We start from the raw sequence: 18,337 nt of genomic DNA, 5'->3' as shown, positions 1-18,337 counted from the left end.
ACGATGAGTCAATCCCCGGAGCTGGAAACCATTTCTTTAGTCATCGACGACCGGCCGATCCGCAATATCGGTAACGCTGTGATATTTGCCACCCTCGGTATCTTCGGCGTCTGGAGTTATTTCGCGCCGTTGGACAGCTCGGCAATGGCACCGGGTTATGTGGCGGTCAAATCCCATCGCAAAACCGTGCAACATCTGGACGGCGGCATGGTCAGCGAGTTGCTGGTCAAAGAGGGCGATTTCGTCAAGGCAGGCGATGTGATGATCCGGCTCGACGATACCTCGATCCGCGCGGAGCAGGATATTTTGCGCAGCCAGCAGATTACGTTGTCGGCCCAGGTCGCCAGGCTCAGCGCGGAGCGCGACCGCAAGCCGGCCGTCGAATTTCCGGATACCCTGCAGGACGACGCCGACGCCCGCACGCTGGAGGCCAAACAAGCCGAGAGCCGGATTTTTCTGGCGCGAAAACTTTCCCACGAAGGGGAAATCTCGGTGCTTAAGCAACGCAGTACCCAATTGGCCAGCCGGGTCGAGGGCTTGCGCGGGCAACGCGCGGCCAAACAGGCTTTGGCCGAGTCGTATAAAGACGAACTCAAGGACTTGCGCGAATTGCTGGCGGAAGGTTTCACCGGCAAACAACGGGTGCGCGATATCGAGCGTAATTTGACATTAGCGTCCGGCGAGATTGCGGCGCTGACCGCCGAAATTGCCGGCAACGAAATGCAGATCGGCGAAACCCAGTTGCAGATTTTGCAACTGGAGAAACAATTCCAGGAGGGAATCGCCGGCAAGCTCGGCGAGGCTCAAGCCCAACTTTTCGACGTGACGCAACGCTTGACCGCGGCCCGGGAAAGACTGGCCCGAACCGAAATCCGCGCGCCGGCCGCCGGCCGCGTGCTGGGTTTGACCTTACATAACGTCGGCACCGTGGTCGGTCCCGGTCGGCCGATTCTGGATTTGGTGCCGCAGAACGAAGACCTGATCGTCAATGCCCAGGTGTCGACGATGGACATCGACCGGGTGCACGAAGGCCTCAAAGCCGAAGTCCGGTTCAGTTCTTTCAAACAATCGGTAGTGCCCAAACTCGACGGTATCGTGACCAATCTCTCCGCCGACCGGCTCAGCGACGAAAAATCGGGGATGGCTTATTACCAAGCCCAAATCGAATTGACTCCGGACAGCTACGCAAAACTGGGCGAAGTGGAATTGTTGCCGGGCATGCCGGCCGAGGTGCTGATCACGACCGGCGAGCGCACCGTGCTGGAATACCTGCTGCAACCGATCACCAACGCGGTGGCCCGCGCCTTCAACGAAGACTGATGAAACCGGCTTGGAGTTTTGCCTTAGCATTGGCGGTGTCGAGTGTCGGTCAGGCGCTTGCCGACGACCTAGTCAGCGTTTACCAGCAGGCCTTGTCCGGCGATCCGAAATTGAAAGCCGCCGGTTTGAAACTGAATATCGGTACCGCGCAAAAAGAACAATCCTTCGGCGAGTTCTTGCCGCAAGTCACGGCGACCGGCAACTGGTCGCACAACGACCAGACCGTCAGCGGCAGTGGCCGCGAGGTCAACACGACTTATCCCGGCAAGCGCTACTACATCTCGGTCAACCAGTCGCTGGTCGACCTCGCCAAATTCTGGAACTGGCGCCGGGCCAAGGAAACCGAGAACGTCTACATCGAAGAACAAATCGAAGCCGAAAAACGCGCTGATCGACGATGTGGTCGAGCGTTACTTTGATCTGCTGCAAGCCGAGGACCAGCTGAATTTGCTGCGCGGCGAAACCGAAGCCTTGGCCGTGCAGCACGAACAAATCAAACATCAATTTGCCAAACAACTGGTCAAAATTACCGATCTCTATGAAGTCGAGGCCAGACTCGACCAATTGCAGGCCAGCCAGATCGAAGCGGAAACCGTACTGGTTAAGGCCAGGGAAAATTTGCGGGAGATGACCGGCAATCTGCCGCAAGACTTGGCGCGATTGCGCGAGGATATTGACTACCAGCCGCTGCAGGGTAACCTGGATGACTGGATCGCCGTCGCGAAAAGCGAGAATCCGTTACTGAGGGCGCAACTCAGTGCGATCGAAGCGGCCAGCGACGATGTGGCGATGCAACGCTCCCGGCATCTGCCGGTGGTCGATTTGCAATTTAATTACTTCAACAGCGATACCGGCTTTCAAAGTTCGCGCACGCCGCAAACCGAAGTGCAGACCGCCGGCATCAATGTCAGCGTGCCGATTTTCAGCGGCGGGGTGATTTCGGAAAAAACCAATGAAGCCCAGCACCGGCTGGAGTTGGCAAAAAACGAAAACGAAAGCAAAATCCGCGCCCTGGTCAAGGAAATCAGCGACGCGTTTTTAACCTCCAACGCCAGCGTGCGGCGGATTGCCGCGTCGGCCAAAGCTCTGGAATCGGCCAAAAAATCGCGCGAAGCCAAGGAAAAAGGCTTTAAATTCGGCCTGGAAACCATCAGCGATGTGCTCGACACCCAGCAAGCCGAATTCCGCGCCAGACGCGATTTGGCTCAGGGTCGTTACAGTTACGTCAAAAATCGGATGCGTTTTTTACATGCGGTGGGTGTGATCTCGCCGCAGAACCTGGAAGAAGTCAACCAATGGCTGCAGCAGCCGCAATCCACCAGCCCGAACTAAGCATTTTGAATAACTCAGCCAGCCAATATTTAGTCGGTATCGATCTGGGTACCACCCATACCGTCGTGGCCTATGCCGCTGTCGGCGATCCGCACAAGACCATCCGCCTGTTCGAAATTCCGCAGATGACCGCGCCGGGCGAAGTCGCGTCCAAACCGCTGCTGCCTTCGGTGCGTTACCATCCGGCGGCGGGCGAATTGAGTGCGGAAGCCGGTTTCCTGTTGGCCGAGGATGGAGCTGTACTGGGCGAAGCCGCGCGAGTCCTGGGTGCCAAATCGCAGGGCCGCCTGGTCACCAGCGCCAAGAGCTGGTTGTCGCATACAGCAGTCGACCATACGGCACCGATTTTGCCGTGGGGGAGTGACGAGTCGGTATTCAAGGTATCGCCGCTGGCGGCCAGTGCGAGTTATTTGCAGCACGTGCGGACGGTTTGGGAGCAGCGCTTTCCCGACGCGCCGTTGGCGCGGCAAACCCTTGTCGTCACCGTGCCGGCCTCGTTCGACGAATCGGCCCGTTCTCTGACCTTGGAGGCGGCGAAATTGGCCGGTCTGGCCGACGTGCGTCTGCTGGAGGAACCGCAGGCCGTATGTTACGACTGGTTGCGCCGCCATGCCGGCAGCATCGAGCCCAGCCTGGCCGGCAGCCGCTTGATGCTGGTTTGCGACGTTGGCGGCGGCACCACCGACTTGACCCTAATCAAAATCGAATACGGCGCCGGCGAGCCCAAATTGACCCGCATCGGCGTCGGCGACCACTTGATGCTGGGCGGCGACAATATCGATCTGGCCCTGGCGCACTTGGCCGAGAGCCGGTTACGCGGTACCGAACGCAAACTGTCCAGTGCCGACCTGGCGCAATTGCTGGAGCAATGCCGGATCGCCAAAGAACGCTTGCTGGCCGACGATGCGCCGGATCAAATGGCTGTGACTTTGCTCGGCGGTGGGTCCAAATTGATCGGCGGTAGTAAAACCACAGCGTTGAGCCGGGAGGAAGTCAGACAGATTGCGTTGGACGGTTTCCTGCCTCTGTCGGGGCTGCAGGAACTGCCGGACAAGAAGCGTAGCGGGGTGGTCGAATTCGGTCTGCCCTACGCGGCCGAGCCGGCCATCAGCAAGCATATCGCCGGTTTTTTGCAGTCGCATGCCCAGGCCGCGCAACAGGCGCTCGGCGAGCAGGGCATCGTACCCGATGTGCTGTTGTTGAACGGCGGCGTATTCCGCAGCCGGGCACTGGTGCAGCGGGTAACGGGGCTGCTGTCGGCTTGGCGCGGCGGCCGGGCGCCGACCGTGCTGGACAATCCGGACCCGGAATTGGCGGTTGCCTACGGTGCAGTCAGCTACGCCATCGCCCGCCGCGATAAAAAATTGCGGATCGGTGGCGGCGCGGCGCGCAGTTATTTCTTGCTGGTCGACAGTGCCGGTCAAACCCGGCGCGGCGTCTGCATTTTGCCGAAAGGCAGCGAAGAAGGGCATGAAGTGTTGCTGGCCGGCCGCCAATTTGCGTTACGCGTCGGCCAGCCGGTGCGCTTCCATTTGCTCTCGGCCAGCGGCGACGGCGATTACCGCACCGGCGACCTGGTCGAACTCGACGACGACCGCTTCCACAGCTTGCCGCCATTGGCGGTGGCGTTCGAAGGCCAACAGCGGGCCGAAGTTGCCGTGCAGTTGTCGGCAAGCTATACCGAAGTCGGCACCTTGCGTTTGCAATGCGTCGCGCTGGATGGCGAGCAGCAGCGGTGGGATGTCGAATTTCAGATCCGCAAGGCCAAATCCGCGTTGGTAAATGCCGATCTGCCCGCGCAACTGCCGCAAGCCCTGGAAAAGATTCAGGCCGTATTCGGCGCCAAATCCAAACAAGTCGACCCGCAGGCGGTAAAAACCTTGCGTGCCGATTTGGAAAAAGTGTTGGCCGTCCCGCGCGGCGAGTGGCAAACCCCGCTACTGCGCGAATTATGCAATGCCTTGTTGGACGGCAGCAAATACCGCCGGCGCAGCGAACAGCACGAGCGGTTGTGGTGCAGCTTGATCGGGTTTTGCCTGCGGCCCGGTTTCGGTTATCCGCTGGACGACTGGCGGGTGGAGCAACTGTGGAAGCTGTATCCCGAAGGTCTGCAGTTCGTCAACGAAAAGCAGAACTGGGCCGAATGGTGGACCTTGTGGCGGCGAGTCGCCGGCGGTTTGCCGGCCGAGGCCCAGCAACGCATTTTTAACGATATCGGCAAGTTCATCAATCCGGCCTCGGCCCGCCAGCCGGGGCTGGCGAAGCAACTCGCAACCCGCGGCTACGAGGACATACTGCGGTTGGCGGCATCGCTGGAGCGTTTGGCGGTGGCCGATAAATTGCAATTAGGCGAATGGCTGCTGAAACGTTTGGCCAAAGCCGGCGAACCCGAACAAAGCTGGTGGGCCTTGGGCCGGATCGGGGCGCGGATACTGTTTCACGGCAACAACCACGATGTGATACCGCCGGCTCAGGCGTCCGCTTGGTTAAACCAATTGCTGGCTGCCGATTGGAAAAAGCAGGTGCAGATCGGCTTCGCCGCGACCTTGCTGGCGCGGCGTTGCGACGACCGCGTCCGCGATATCGACGACGACTTGCGCCGGCAAGTGCTGGATAAATTGAAACAGGCCAAAGCCCCGGCGTCGTGGCAGGACATGGTGGCCGAATACACAGCGCTTGACGAAAGCCAGGAAAAACAAATCTTCGGCGAAGCCTTGCCGCCTGGATTGAAACTGATTTAGCGCTGGGAGATAAGTCATGGCGGCAGCATTCGATTTACTGGTCGTGGTTCCGGCACGGAGCGGCTCCAAAGGGTTGCCGGACAAAAATGTCCGGCCGCTGGCCGGCAAGCCGCTGCTGGAATGGACCGCGCAAACCATTAATCGGGCCGGGTTGCCGCAGTCGTTGGCGCTGTTGTCGACCGATGCCGAAGCGTATGCCGAGATTGGCCGTAAGGCCGGGCTGGCCGTGCCGTTTCTGCGCCCGGCCTGTCATGCGACGGACGGTGCGTCGTCGCTGCAAGTGGTGGAACATGCCTTGGATTGGTTTCGCGGGAATCAGGGTTATTTGCCGGCTTGGGTCATGTTGTTGCAGCCAACCTCGCCGTTCCGCAGTCCGGCTATACTTCGCCAGGCGATGACATTGGCCAATGGCGGTAACGTCGATGCGGTGATCGGTTGCAAGGAAATCCAGCGCAACCTGACCACGTTGTTCCAATTGCGCGACGGTTTCATGCAAGCGCTGGACAACCGGCAACCGATCCAGGCCAGCCGGCAACAAACCCAGCCGTTGTTGACTCCGAATGGGGCAATGTATCTGGTTCGGACCGACTACTTGCTGGAATATAAATCGTTCTATCCGCCGCAGACCGTGCCGTTGGTGATGAACGCCATTCAAAGCCTGGACATCGACACCGCAGAAGACTGGGCTATCGCCGAGGCCTTTGTTAAACAAGGATTGGTATGAAAAAAGTTCTAGTGACCGGCGCCGACGGTTTCATCGGCTCGCATCTGACCGAAATGCTGGCGGCGCGCGGCTGCGAGGTACGGGCTTTGGCGCAATACAATTCGTTTAATTCCTGGGGCTGGCTGGACGATGCCGCCTGCAAACACGACATCGAAGTAGTGTGCGGCGACGTGCGCGATCCGGCGTTCTGCCGCAGCATTTGCCAGGGCGTCGATACCGTATTTCATTTAGCGGCGTTGATTGCGATTCCGTATTCCTATGTCGCGCCGGACAGTTATGTCGATACCAATATCCGCGGCACCTTGAACATCTGCCAGGCGGCGCGCGATGTCGGCGTTAGCCGGGTGATCCATACCTCGACCAGCGAGGTTTACGGCACCGCGCAATACGTACCGATCGACGAAAAACATCCGCTGCAACCGCAATCGCCTTACAGTGCCTCGAAGATTGCCGCCGATGCGATGGCGATGAGTTTTTTCAATGCCTTCAATCTGCCGTTGACGATCGCCCGGCCGTTCAACGCCTATGGTCCGCGCCAGTCCGCCAGAGCGGTGATTCCGACCATCATCAGCCAGATCGCCGCCGGTAAAAAGCAAATCCAGCTCGGCGACGTCACGCCGACTCGCGATTTCAACTACGTCGAAGATACTTGCCGCGGCTTCATCGCGCTGGCCGAGTCGGACAAAACCATCGGCGAGACAGTCAACATTGGTTCCAATTTCGAAATCTCGGTCGGCGACACCTTGAATCTGATCAAGGCCATCATGGCCAGCGACGTCGAATTTCTGGTCGACGAGCAACGTTTGCGGCCGGAAAAATCCGAAGTCAACCGGTTGTGGTGCGATAACAGCAAGATCAGAGAATTAACCGGGTTTAACCCGGAAGTCAGCTTGGAAGAAGGCCTGCGCCGCACCGTGGACTGGTTTTGCCGGCCCGAGAATCTGAAAAAATATAAAACGGATATTTACAATGTTTGAGCGTTTGGTCGGTTTCGTCAGGGAGATTTACCAAACCGACGCTTTCATTCCGTTGCACGAACCGCGTTTTGCCGGCAACGAAAAACGCTATTTGAACGACGTGATCGACAGCACCTTCGTCTCCAGCGTCGGGCCGTATGTCAGTGAATTCGAGCGCAAGATTGCCGAATACTGCGGCGCCAAGCATGCGGTTGCCACCGTCAACGGCTCTGCCGCGCTGCATATTGCGCTATTGCTGACCGGCGTCGAACCCGGCGACGAGGTGGTTACCCAGGCGGTGACCTTTATTGCCACCTGCAATGCGATTCACTACTGCGGCGCCGAGCCGGTCTTCGTCGATGTCGATAGCGCGACTCTAGGCCTGTCGCCGGCGGCGTTGGCGGCGTTTCTGGCGCAACACGGCGAGCGCCGCGACGACGGGGTTTATAACAAAACCAGCGGCAAGCGTATCGCCGCCTGCCTGCCGATGCATACCTTCGGCCATCCTTGCGATATGGCGGGCTTGCTTAAGGTCTGCGGCGACTATGGAATCGCCGTCGTCGAGGATGCGGCCGAAGCGTTGGGTAGCCGGCTCGGCGATCGGCATTGCGGTACCTTCGGCAAACTCGGCGTGCTCAGCTTCAACGGCAACAAGATCATCACCACCGGCGGCGGCGGCATGATTCTGACCGACGATGACGAATTGGCCCGGCAGGCCAAGCATCTGACCACCACCGCTAAATTGGCCCATGCCTGGAAATTCGAACACGACCGAATCGGCTACAACTACCGAATGCCGAATCTGAACGCCGCGCTGGGTCTGGCGCAGCTGGAGCAGTTGCCGGAATTCGTCGCCGCCAAGCGCGAATTGGCCCGCCGCTACTTGGACTGGGCCGTCGACAATGCCGTGAAAATCTTTGCCGAACCAGCCGATGCAGAATCTAATTATTGGTTGAATGCGTTATTGCTCAATGACTTGACTGAGCGCGACGCGTGTCTGGAATACACCAATAACCATGGCGTGATGACCCGGCCCTTGTGGGAGCTGATGTCGGATTTACCGATGTATCGCCATTGCCAGACCGATGGTCTCGAAAACTCGCGCCGTTTGGCCGAGCGCTTGGTCAACGTACCCAGCAGCGTGGTGCTATGACAGCGCCACGCAAAATCTGCGTCGTTACCGGTTCGCGGGCCGAATACGGTTTGCTGTATTGGTTACTGCAGGAAATTCAAGCTGACCCGGACCTGGAATTACAGTTGGTGGTCACCGGCATGCATTTATCGCCGGAATTCGGTTTGACCTGGCAACAAATCAGCGCCGACGGATTTAACATCGACCGAAAGGTGGAAATGCTGCTGTCGTCGGACACGCCGGTCGGTATCAGCAAGGCGATGGGTTTGGGCTTGATCGGTTTTGCCGATGCGTTGGCGGAATTAGAGCCGGACATCGCGGTCGTGCTCGGCGACCGGTTCGAGATTTTCGCGGCGGCGCAGGCGGCCATGAATTTAAGGATTCCGATCGCGCATATCCACGGCGGCGAACTCAGCGAAGGCGCGATCGACGATGCGATCAGACATGCGCTGACCAAGCTGTCGCACCTGCATTTCACCGCCGCCGAAGTCTACCGGCAACGGGTGATCCAGCTCGGCGAGCAACCGGAGCGGGTGTTTAACGTCGGTGCGCCGGGTTTGGACAATATCGCGCGCTTGCCGTTATTGCATCGCGCCGAATTGGAAGCCGCCATCGGCTTCAAGCTGGCTACGCGGAATTTGTTGGTAACGTTTCACCCGGTGACCTTGGAAGATGCCAGTGCCGCCGAGCAGTTCAAGCAACTACTGCAGGCCCTGGACGCCTATCCGGAGGTTCATGTCATTTTTACCTACAGCAACGCCGACGCCGACGGCCGGATTATCGCCGAATTGATCGAAGGCTACCGCGAGCGTTGGCCGCAGCGGGTTGCGGCCTTCGTCTCGTTGGGTTCGCTCCGTTATTTGTCGGCGATGCGCCTGGTCGATGCGGTGGTCGGCAATTCGTCCAGCGGCCTGTTGGAAGCGCCGGCATTCAAGGTTCCGACCGTCAATATCGGCGACCGCCAGCGCGGCCGCTTGTGCGCCGCCAGCGTGCTAAATTGCTCGCCGCAGGCCGAGGCGATCGTCGCAGCGCTGGCACAAATCTGGTCCGGCGCATTGGCGCCGGTATTGGCAAATTTGCAACATCCTTACGGTAGCGGCGGCGCATCGGCGGCGATCAAGCAGGTGTTAAAGAACACCGATCTGGGCCCGTTGTTGAAGAAGCGGTTTCATGATTTGGCGACGCTACCATGAGCCATTGCTCCGGCGGTCACCGCCGCGGCGAAGACATCATCGAATCCGACATGCCTGAGCGCGATTCACGGGTCTGCCGCGATCCGCGCATGTCGGGAGGTAAATAGGGCGTGATGCCCAAGTTCGGTAGCGATCGGATCAGCGATCCGAATGCTCGGGAACTGTTCGACTATCTGAATTTTGCCTGTGCCGCATCCAAGCGGCCGGTCTCTGCTCAGTAACGCTGGGCCATTGCACTTAATGGCAACGGTTTGATCTTGCCGGCGTGGCCGGCCGAGCCGAAGGCTTGGTAGCGCTCTTGACAGAGCTTTTGCATCGCATCTCTGGCCGCCGCGAAAGTCTTGCGCGCATCCAATTCGGCGACATTGTCAGGCTGGGCCAGAAAGCGGCGCATGGCGCCGGTCGAGGCCATGCGCAGGTCGGTGTCGATGTTGACCTTACGTACGCCGTACTTGATGCCTTCGACGATTTCGGCAACCGGCACGCCATAGGTTTGCCGAATCTCGCCGCCGTGGGCGTTGATGACTGCCAGCCATTCCTGCGGCACGGAACTGGAGCCGTGCATGACGAAATGCATGTTGGGCAGGCGTTGCTGCAATTCTTTTAAGCGGTTGATCACCAACACCTCGCCGGTGGGCGGCTTGCTGAATTTGTAAGCGCCGTGGCTGGTGCCGATGGCAACGGCCAATGCATCGACTCGCGTCAGTTCGACGAACTGAGCGGCTTCGTCGGGGTCGGTCAGCAGCCGGCTGTGGTCGGTATCGGCTTCCAGCGAACCCAGACAGCCGATCTCGCCTTCCACCGACACGCCGCAGGCATGGGCCATGTCGACCACTTTACGGGTGACTTCGACGTTGTAGTCGAACGACGCCGGGGTTTTCATATCCTCCAGTAACGAGCCGTCCATCATCACCGAGCTAAAGCCGTTTTGGATCGCTTGCGCGCAAAGTGCCGGACTCGGCGCATGATCGCGGTGCATCACCACCGGAATATGCGGATATTGCTCAACGGCAGCCTGGATCAAGTGGCGCAGGAAAATTTCGCCGGCATAGCGGTTGGCGCCGGCCGAGCCCTGCATGATCACCGGGCTGTCGCAAGCGTCGGCGGCCTGCATGATGGCCTGCACTTGTTCCATGTTGCTGATGTTGAAGGCGGGTACTGCGAAATTGTGCTCGGCTGCGTAGTCGAGCAGTTGTCTGAGTGAAACCAGGGCCATAATGGATTTTTAGTTCGATGGAGCGGAAAGATTGATCGTGTTGCTTCGGCGCGGGTTGGGCCGCCGCAGGTTGATAATACTTGGATTTTACACGTTTTGCCGGGCGGGCTTGGTAGCGAAGGGGGTGGCAGGCGGCTTCTACAATTAAGAATAGCCAGGGAAACCGCTGTCAACTTAGTGGTGATGTTTGAGCAGAGCCGGGGATATACTGTGGTCGCGATTCGGATGCAAGCGGGCGGATACCGATTTGCAGGTTATGCCTAAGCGTTCGAAATCCGGATTCCGCCTAAACTTAGGCTACTGGCATGGAATCATCAATTTAGGAGTGTGACTATGAAACAAGCTAAGCGCGGTATCTTTCCCTGTTTGCTGATAGGGTTGCTGGCAACGGTCGCGGCACCGGCGAGCGCGTCGTACCAAGTAGTGAATGTTGCAGCCACCGCAGGGCCGTGGATGTGGGAGGCGGGGGGATTGAACGACAGCTACCGTTACGGTCTCGGCGCTGACGGCAGTCCGGCTTCGCCCGACTATACGGCACCGTCGCGGCTTAAATTGGCGGATATTGGCATCGGGGCGGGTGATGCCGTGTTCATCGGGTATAGAAGCGGTCTTACCAGCGCCATCGGCGGGGTACCGGCGGTGGATAACAGCGGCTATGTGGGCAATTCGTATAAAGACGACCAGCCGGGATCGAGCGGGCAGGTGTTACCGAGTTTCTACCTGCCCGGCGAATGGGGCGTGGCGCAAAATCCAGCGAACCCCGCCTCTTACGGTGTGTTCTTGCAAGCCTTGCTCGGTGCGCTCACCGATGACGCCGGCAATATTGTTGAGCTGTTCAGTCTGGGTACGGTGGTTGACGACAACGGCAATCCCACGCCGGTAAGCGGCGTCGCGTTTACCGTCCCGGTCGGCGTTAGCTATATTCAATTCGGTTTTAACGACGATATCTTTCATGACAATACCGGGTCGGTCAGTGTCTGTGTCAATGGCGACGACGCGCAATGTACCGCGCCGGTGCCATTGCCCGCTGCCGCTTGGTTGTTCGGCGTCGGCATAGCGGGTCTGTTGGGGTATCGGCCGCGGCGGCGATTTCGGGGTTGATCCTGCCGATTTTCAGGCTGCCAACTTCGCTTTTAAGGCACCGGCCATTGCCGATTGGACTAACCTTATGGTTTTAGTCAGTCGTGGCCGGAAACGGCCGGGGAGTCAAGCAAGGCATGAGCCGGGTTTTTATCATCGCCGAGGCGGGAGTTAATCATAACGGAGATCTGGAAACCGCGATGCGACTTGTCGATGTGGCGGCGGCGGCAGGAGCCGATGCGGTAAAATTCCAGACCTTCAAGGCCGAAAAATTGGTAACGCAGACTGCAGCCAAGGCCGATTACCAAAAACATACGACCGATGCTTCGGAAAGCCAACTCGATATGCTGCGCAAGTTGGAGTTGAAGTACGAGTTTCACCTCCTCTTGCGCGATTACTGCCGCAGTCGCGCTATCGAATTTCTGTCTACCGCCTTCGATATCGACAGTTTGCGGTTTTTGGTCGACGAAGTCGGTGTGACCAGACTCAAAATTCCGTCCGGAGAAATTACCAACGGCCCGTTCTTACTGGCCCATGCCGAAACCGGCAAGGACATTATTGTTTCCACCGGTATGGCGACGATGGGGGAAGTGGAGACTGCGTTGGGGGTTTTGGCCTTCGGCTATCTCGGGTGGAGCCAGCCCGGTCTGGCCCGGTTTCGCGAGGCTTACGCTTCGGCGCAAGGCCAAAGCGTGTTGCGGCAAAAAGTTACCTTGCTACATTGCACCAGCGAATATCCGACGCCGCCGGAGCACGCGCATTTGCGGGCCATGGATACGCTGGCCCAGGCTTTCGGCTTACCGGCCGGGTACTCGGATCATACCGAGGGATTGGCGGTGCCGATCGCTGCCGCGGCCCGCGGTGCGGTGTTAATCGAGAAACATTTCACGTTGGACCGCAGCTTGAAAGGGCCGGATCATCAAGTCTCCTTGGAGCCGGACGAGCTGAAACAAATGGTCGAAGCCGTCAGAGTAGTGGAGCATGCGCTTGGCTCGCCGCTGAAAGTACCGCAACCGGTTGAGTTGAAAACTCGCGATGTCGCTCGAAAAAGTCTGGTCGCGGCCGAGGTTATCGCCGCCGGCGATGCGTTTAGTGTCGAAAATTTGGCGTGCAAGCGTCCCGGTACCGGCTTAAGCCCGATGGAATATTGGCGGCTTTTAGGCGTTGTCAGTCCACAAAGCTATCAGGTCGACGATTTGATTGCCAGCGGGCGGGAGCCGCAATGAAAAAGCCGGTGATATTGCTGGGGAGCGGCGGCCATGCCAAGGTGTTGTTGGGCATGTTGCAACGCTGCGGTTTCGAAATCGTTGGCGTGACCGATCCGGCGCGGCTGCCGGGCAGCGAATGGCTGGGCTGCCGAGTTCTGGGCGGAGACGAGGCGGTACGCGGCTTCGAGCCGGATCAAGTGTTGCTGGTCAATGGTATCGGTTCCTTACCGCACGACAACCGGATGCGCAGCACCTTGTTCGACGACTTTAGCGCCGCCGGCTACCGCTTCCAAAGCGTGTTGGACCCGGCGGCGTTTGTGGCCGGGCAAGTGCGTCTGGCAGCCGGGGTGCAGGTCATGGCCGGTGCTGTGATACAAGTTGGCGCGTTAATTGCTGAGAACTGTATCGTCAACAGCGGAGCAATTGTTGACCACGAGTGCCGGATCGGCCGTCACGTCCACATTGCACCGGGGGCGGTGCTTAGCGGGGGCGTTGAAATCGGCGATGGTACGCATATTGGTACCGGGGCGGTGGTGATTCAGGGTATACGTATCGGCAGCGGCAGTATCGTCGGCGCCGGCAGCGTTGTCACCAAGGACATCGGCGCGCGCCAGATCGTGTATCCGGCTCGTTCTCAGATTCAGGATTTATAGACATGAAGCAGCATTGGCAGCAAGTATTGATCAGGCCCGAAGCGAGCCTGCGGACGACCATAGAAGTGATCGACCGCGGCGCGTTGCAAATTGCGTTGGTGGTGGACGACCTGGAAAAATTGGTCGGGGTCGTCACCGACGGCGATATCCGTCGGGCGCTGATTCGCGGTTTGTCGTTGGAACACCCGGTGGTCGATGTGATGAACAAGCGGCCTAAGGTCGCGAGTTTGCACGACAGTAAAACTCAGTTGATTGCGATGATGGAAGGGCATCATCTCTATCAATTGCCGGTGGTCGACGATCAGGGCAGGGTGATGCGGCTGGAGTCGCTACAAGCGCTGTATAAACAACCGTCGTTTCCGAACCCGGTATTTCTGATGGCCGGCGGTTTTGGTAAGCGCTTGCGGCCTTACACCGACGATTGCCCGAAGCCGTTGTTGGAGATCGGCGGCAAGCCTATTTTGCAAACCATCATTGAGAACTTTGTGAAATCCGGTTTCCGCCAGTTTTTCATCGCGGTGCACTACAAGGCCGACCAAATCAAAAACTATTTCGGTGACGGCGGCCGCTGGGGGATTTCGATCAGTTATATCGACGAAGCCGAGCCGATGGGGACTGCCGGTGCGATCGGCTTATTGCCGGACGAGTTGCCGGATGTGCCGCTGATCGTGATGAACGGCGACATTCTGACGCAAATCGATTTTTCCCGTTTGCTGGCTTACCACAACGAACAGCAGGCGATCGCGACGATGTGCGTCCGGCAGTACGAGTACCAAATACCGTACGGCGTGGTCTCGGCCGAACAGCAACGCATCGTCGGCATTGAGGAAAAGCCGCTGCAGAGCTGTTTGGCGAACGCGGGAATTTATGTGTTAGATCACAGTTTGGTGAAGAGCATTGCCGAGCAGAAAAAGCTGGATATGCCGACCCTTTTTAATCAGCAAATCGCTCTAGGCGAGACGGTGTCTATGTTTGCGGTCAATGACTACTGGTTGGACATCGGCCGCGAAGCCGACTTTTTACGCGCCCAAGGCGAATTTGCCCAGTATTTTTGAAAGTGCGAGGTTAAAGGAATTCAAAACGACGCCGATACATCCTTCGAGTTCGAAATGAATCATTTTTCTTCAGTCACTTAACCAACATCAGTCGTTTCCGCTCACGTAGCCGGACGTACTAGGAGGATAACATCATGTCAATGGTCATCAACACCAACGTAGCTTCATTAACCAGCCAACGGTTATTGAACAATACCACTAGCTCGCTGAAAACCTCCATGGAGAGATTATCCTCCGGTTTGCGGGTTAACTCTGCCAAAGACGACGCTGCGGGCTTGGCGATCAGCGACGGTATGACCTCGCAAATTAGAGGTATGACAGTTGCAATTCGGAACGCCAACGATGGTATTTCGATGGCGCAAACGGCAGAGAGCGCAATGGGTTCCATCACCGAAACCATGCAACGGATGCGGGACTTGGCGGTACAGGCTTCCAACTTCGGTGCGGTAAGCTCTAGCGATCGGGAAAAGTTGCAGACCGAATTCAAACAGTTGGGCGATGAGATTGGCCGTATCATTAAGAACACCGAGTTCAACGGTAAAAAAGTGTTGAACGGTTCATTGGCTAACGTCAATTTCCAAGTGGGTGCCGGAACTTCGGCCAATAACCAAATTTCGATCAACGTCAGTGATTTGGCCGCCGCTTCGGGTATACAATCGTTGTTCAGTACCGGTGCGGTTTCTATCGGTTCCGGCGCCGCTTCCGGCGATACCAGGGATGCGATCGACGCCATTGATAACGCGATCAAAAAGATCGATACTTTCCGCTCGACTTTGGGTGCTATCCAAAACCGCTTTACCACGACTATCGGCAATTTGCAGTCTTCGATCGAAAACCAAAGCGCCGCACGGTCTAGAATTATGGATGCCGATTTCGCAACCGAAACTTCTAACCTGAGTCGGACCCAAATTCTGCAACAAGCCGGTACGGCGATGCTGGCGCAAGCCAACCAGTCATCGCAAACGGTGCTCAGCTTGCTTAGATAAGGTTAGTAGGAAGGCTGCTTAACCGCGGCCTTCCATCATGTTTACTTAACAAGGGTTAATGTCATGAACAGTGAAATTACAAATGTGTTGAAACTGGTTCCTGTGACTACCGTAAAAACCGATAAGCAAGAGACGGGTAAAGTACTACCGCAAAACGCGAAGGCGACAAACGATCAGGGCGGCAGCAATGTCGCCGCTTTATCTCAAGACAAACAAGGCGTGGTAACCGCTTTGGCTGGAAACGAGAAAAAAGACAAAGCCGATCAAAAGCCGCCGCTGGAGGTAGTCCGGCAAGCCGCAAAAGAGGGAAATTCCATACTGCAAGCGACTCAACGCAATTTGCAGTTCAAAATCGACTCCGATACCAAAGAAGTTGTGGTCAAGATCGTCGATAGCGAAAGTGGAGAATTGGTGCGGCAAATTCCATCCGAAGAAATGTTGGCTTTTATCAAGCGGATGCAGGAACTGGAAGGCGATCAGGGTTCGGTGATTCAGGACCGAGCTTAGTCGGTTTGGGAGGGTGTCATGGGCATAGTGTCTTCTACGGGTCTCGGCAGCGGTATCGATATTCAAGGGCTGGTCTCGCAACTGGCTAGGGCGGAGACTCAACCGCAGTTGAATGCGATTCAACGGCAACGAGATACCGCCAGCGCCAGGCTGAGCGGCTTGGGGACATTAAAAAGCGCACTATCCGACTTTCAAACGGCAATCAATGCCTTGAAAGACGGTAGTGCCTTTCGTGCGCATACCAGCTCGTCTTCGGACGAGTCCAAACTCAAAATTACGGCGGACGCGTTTGCCGCTAGCGGAACTTATGCGCTGGAAATCACGCAGCTGGCCAAGGCGCAGAAAGCCGTCGCCAACGTCGAGTTTGCCGGAGTGACGAGTGCTTTGAACTCGGGCACGCTATCGTTCTCGGCGACCTCGGGCGACAGCTTCAATATTACGGTCGACAGCAGTAACAATACCTTGGAAAAACTGCGCGATGCGATCAACAAAGCCGACGGCAATACTTTTGTTTCGGCCAGTATCGTCAATGTCGATAATGCGACCCATACTGGTACCGTGTCCAAATTGGTATTAACCGCAAAAAACACGGGTACCGCCAGCGGCTTCACCGTAAGTGGTACCGATGATGGCAATATCGGCGGTAACGTCAGTCTGGCGCAACTATCTTCCGCCAACCTGGATATCAAAACTGTCGCGCAGGACGCCGTGATTTCAATCGATGGCCAAACCGCGACCAGAAGCAGTAATAGCATTACCGATGTATTGCCCGGTGTGACGTTGAATCTGGCCGCGCAAACCGAGGCGAACAAGCCGGTGACTATCAACGTCGGCGTCGATAACGATGCGATAGCGAATAGCATCAATGCCTTCGTCACCGCCTACAACAAATTGAATAGCACGGTAAAAAACCTCGGCAAATACGGCGGTAGTAGCGACGGTAGCGGCAACGGCGCATTGATCGGCGATTCGACCTTGCGTTATGTTGCAACCCAGATTCGGCAGAACACGTCCGGAACTGTATCCTCCGCCAGTGGGGACTACAATTCCTTGGCGATGATCGGGGTTTCCGTCAACAAGGACGGCGTGATGTCCTTGGACAGTTCCAAATTAAAAACCGCATTGGCCGCCAATTTTCAGTCTGTTAGCGATGTGTTTTCGTCTACCGACGGCGTCGCGACTCGATTGGCTTCAAAGCTGTCCGGGTTGTTGCAATCCGGTGGCTCGATAGACAGCCAGCAAACGTCGTTGAACAAAACCATTTCCAAACTGGACGACCGGAAAGACGACGTCAATGTCAGGTTCGAGCGGGTGCAGGCGGCTTTACAGAAACAATTTATCGCAATGGATAGTGCGGTCGGACAATTTAAGAATACGGGTAGTTTTCTGACGAATTGGATTAACTCGTTGTAATAGGGGATTAATATGTACGCAATGGCGAAAACTCGAAACGGTGCAAGGCAGTACGCAGATGTACATACCTCTAGCGGCTTAGGCGAAGAGTCACCGCATCGGCTGATACAAATGTTGATGGAAGGCTTTCTAGCCAGAATCAACTCCGCAAAAGGTGCGATCGCTCACGGCGATTTGGAAGCCAAGAGCGTTTATATCTCCAAAGCCATGGGTATCATCGGCGGCTTGAATGAGGCCGTCGATATCGAACAAGGCGGAGACATCGCCGCCAATCTGAATCAGCTGTATAACTACATTAACCTGCGTTTGTTACAAGCCAGCGGCGAGAACAGCGAACAGATTCTGGATGAAGTGGCGTCGTTGATGAAAGACATCAAAGAGGCGTGGGATGCCATTGGTTGAGCCGGTAACTCCTGAACTTAGCCTTGAGCTCGATAACTATGAGTTGGTACTGCTGGATTTCAAGCGCCGGATTGAACAATGCCTGGCCGACGCCGAATGGGACGAGCTTCCCGCTATTTTGGCGTCCAGGCAGTCTTATCTGGAACGCATTGCCGGCCAGCAAATACCCGCTGAGCGTCGGGAATGGGTTAAGCAAGTTGCCCTGTCGACATTAGCCGACGATGCCGGATTTTTGAGTAAGGTCGAAGCCGACAAATCGGCGATGGCAAAACAACAGCAATCGCTGGAGCGCGGGATCCGCGCCACCCAGGCTTACAAAAACACCTGATATCCGCCATTTTTCGCCGGCTACTGCGCGTAACGCTGTTTAAGCACTGAGCGTCAAAACCAACTTTCCGGCGCAGCCGGAGCAACACCGG

18 protein-coding genes are annotated in these 18,337 nt (G+C 57.1%); 17 read left to right on the top strand and 1 reads right to left on the bottom strand.

Annotated elements, in window-relative coordinates:
• The first annotated feature begins 3 nt into the window (after positions 1–3).
• The 8 genes from PL263_RS10805 to neuC are packed head-to-tail and all read left to right on the top strand — an operon-like array spanning position 4 to position 9,398.
• A complete protein-coding gene (locus PL263_RS10805) occupies positions 4–1,320 on the top strand; it encodes an HlyD family type I secretion periplasmic adaptor subunit (RefSeq protein ID WP_278209442.1) in 1,317 nt (438 codons plus the stop codon).
• A complete protein-coding gene (locus tag PL263_RS10800) occupies positions 1,320–1,739 on the top strand; it encodes a TolC family protein (RefSeq protein WP_278209441.1) in 420 nt (139 codons plus the stop codon). The genes PL263_RS10805 and PL263_RS10800 overlap by 1 nt, the downstream gene beginning before the upstream one ends.
• Positions 1,720–2,652 (top strand): TolC family protein, encoded by a 933-nt coding sequence (locus tag PL263_RS10795; RefSeq protein WP_278209440.1) that lies wholly within the window; start codon positions 1,720–1,722, stop codon positions 2,650–2,652. Before PL263_RS10800 ends, PL263_RS10795 begins: the two co-directional genes overlap by 20 nt.
• Positions 2,616–5,393 (top strand): Hsp70 family protein, encoded by a 2,778-nt coding sequence (locus PL263_RS10790; RefSeq protein ID WP_278209439.1) that lies wholly within the window; start codon positions 2,616–2,618, stop codon positions 5,391–5,393. The genes PL263_RS10795 and PL263_RS10790 overlap by 37 nt, the downstream gene beginning before the upstream one ends.
• Before the next feature lie 16 nt (positions 5,394–5,409).
• Complete coding sequence (locus PL263_RS10785; RefSeq protein ID WP_278209438.1) at positions 5,410–6,117, top strand: acylneuraminate cytidylyltransferase family protein; 708 nt, start codon at positions 5,410–5,412, stop codon at positions 6,115–6,117.
• Entirely contained in the window at positions 6,114–7,094 is a 981-nt protein-coding gene (locus PL263_RS10780) for an NAD-dependent 4,6-dehydratase LegB (RefSeq protein ID WP_278209437.1), read from the top strand. Before PL263_RS10785 ends, PL263_RS10780 begins: the two co-directional genes overlap by 4 nt.
• Complete coding sequence (locus PL263_RS10775) at positions 7,087–8,226, top strand: LegC family aminotransferase (protein ID WP_278209436.1); 1,140 nt, start codon at positions 7,087–7,089, stop codon at positions 8,224–8,226. Before PL263_RS10780 ends, PL263_RS10775 begins: the two co-directional genes overlap by 8 nt.
• Positions 8,223–9,398: a UDP-N-acetylglucosamine 2-epimerase gene (gene neuC, locus PL263_RS10770; protein ID WP_278209435.1), complete on the top strand. Its 1,176-nt coding sequence runs from the start codon at positions 8,223–8,225 to the stop codon at positions 9,396–9,398. Before PL263_RS10775 ends, neuC begins: the two co-directional genes overlap by 4 nt.
• Before the next feature lie 214 nt (positions 9,399–9,612).
• Here neuC and fba read toward each other — a convergent pair whose 3' ends face one another.
• Entirely contained in the window at positions 9,613–10,614 is a 1,002-nt protein-coding gene (fba, locus tag PL263_RS10765) for a class II fructose-bisphosphate aldolase (RefSeq protein WP_278209434.1), read from the bottom strand.
• Between the two features lie 333 nt (positions 10,615–10,947).
• Between fba and PL263_RS10760 the strand changes: the two genes are divergently transcribed.
• From PL263_RS10760 to fliT, 9 genes are all read left to right on the top strand, one after another.
• Positions 10,948–11,715 carry a hypothetical protein gene (locus PL263_RS10760; protein WP_278209433.1) on the top strand — a complete coding sequence of 256 codons (768 nt, stop codon included), beginning with the start codon at positions 10,948–10,950 and terminating at the stop codon, positions 11,713–11,715.
• 116 nt (positions 11,716–11,831) lie between these two features.
• Positions 11,832–12,920: an N-acetylneuraminate synthase gene (neuB, locus tag PL263_RS10755; RefSeq protein ID WP_278209432.1), complete on the top strand. Its 1,089-nt coding sequence runs from the start codon at positions 11,832–11,834 to the stop codon at positions 12,918–12,920.
• On the top strand, positions 12,917–13,555 hold the full coding sequence (locus PL263_RS10750) for an acetyltransferase (protein WP_278209431.1): 639 nt from the start codon (positions 12,917–12,919) through the stop codon (positions 13,553–13,555). Before neuB ends, PL263_RS10750 begins: the two co-directional genes overlap by 4 nt.
• Positions 13,556–13,557: 2 nt before the next feature.
• Positions 13,558–14,610: a nucleotidyltransferase family protein gene (locus tag PL263_RS10745; protein ID WP_278209430.1), complete on the top strand. Its 1,053-nt coding sequence runs from the start codon at positions 13,558–13,560 to the stop codon at positions 14,608–14,610.
• A 134-nt stretch (positions 14,611–14,744) separates the two neighbouring features.
• Positions 14,745–15,596: a flagellin gene (locus tag PL263_RS10740; RefSeq protein ID WP_278209429.1), complete on the top strand. Its 852-nt coding sequence runs from the start codon at positions 14,745–14,747 to the stop codon at positions 15,594–15,596.
• Positions 15,597–15,659: 63 nt separating this feature from the next.
• Complete coding sequence (locus PL263_RS10735) at positions 15,660–16,103, top strand: flagellar protein FlaG (RefSeq protein WP_278209428.1); 444 nt, start codon at positions 15,660–15,662, stop codon at positions 16,101–16,103.
• A gap of 18 nt (positions 16,104–16,121) precedes the next feature.
• Positions 16,122–17,516, top strand: a complete 1,395-nt coding sequence (fliD, locus tag PL263_RS10730) for a flagellar filament capping protein FliD (protein ID WP_140914041.1) — start codon at positions 16,122–16,124, stop codon at positions 17,514–17,516.
• Between the two features lie 12 nt (positions 17,517–17,528).
• Positions 17,529–17,918, top strand: a complete 390-nt coding sequence (gene fliS, locus PL263_RS10725) for a flagellar export chaperone FliS (RefSeq protein ID WP_064026060.1) — start codon at positions 17,529–17,531, stop codon at positions 17,916–17,918.
• Positions 17,905–18,246 (top strand): flagellar protein FliT, encoded by a 342-nt coding sequence (gene fliT, locus PL263_RS10720; protein WP_278209427.1) that lies wholly within the window; start codon positions 17,905–17,907, stop codon positions 18,244–18,246. Before fliS ends, fliT begins: the two co-directional genes overlap by 14 nt.
• Positions 18,247–18,337 lie beyond the last annotated feature (91 nt).

Source organism: Methylomonas sp. EFPC3, assembly GCF_029643245.1.
In the GTDB taxonomy this organism is placed as follows: Bacteria; Pseudomonadota; Gammaproteobacteria; order Methylococcales; family Methylomonadaceae; genus Methylomonas; species Methylomonas koyamae_B.
The sequence above is the reverse complement of the archived record's forward strand: the minus strand, read 5'-3'. Positions and strand labels throughout refer to the sequence as shown.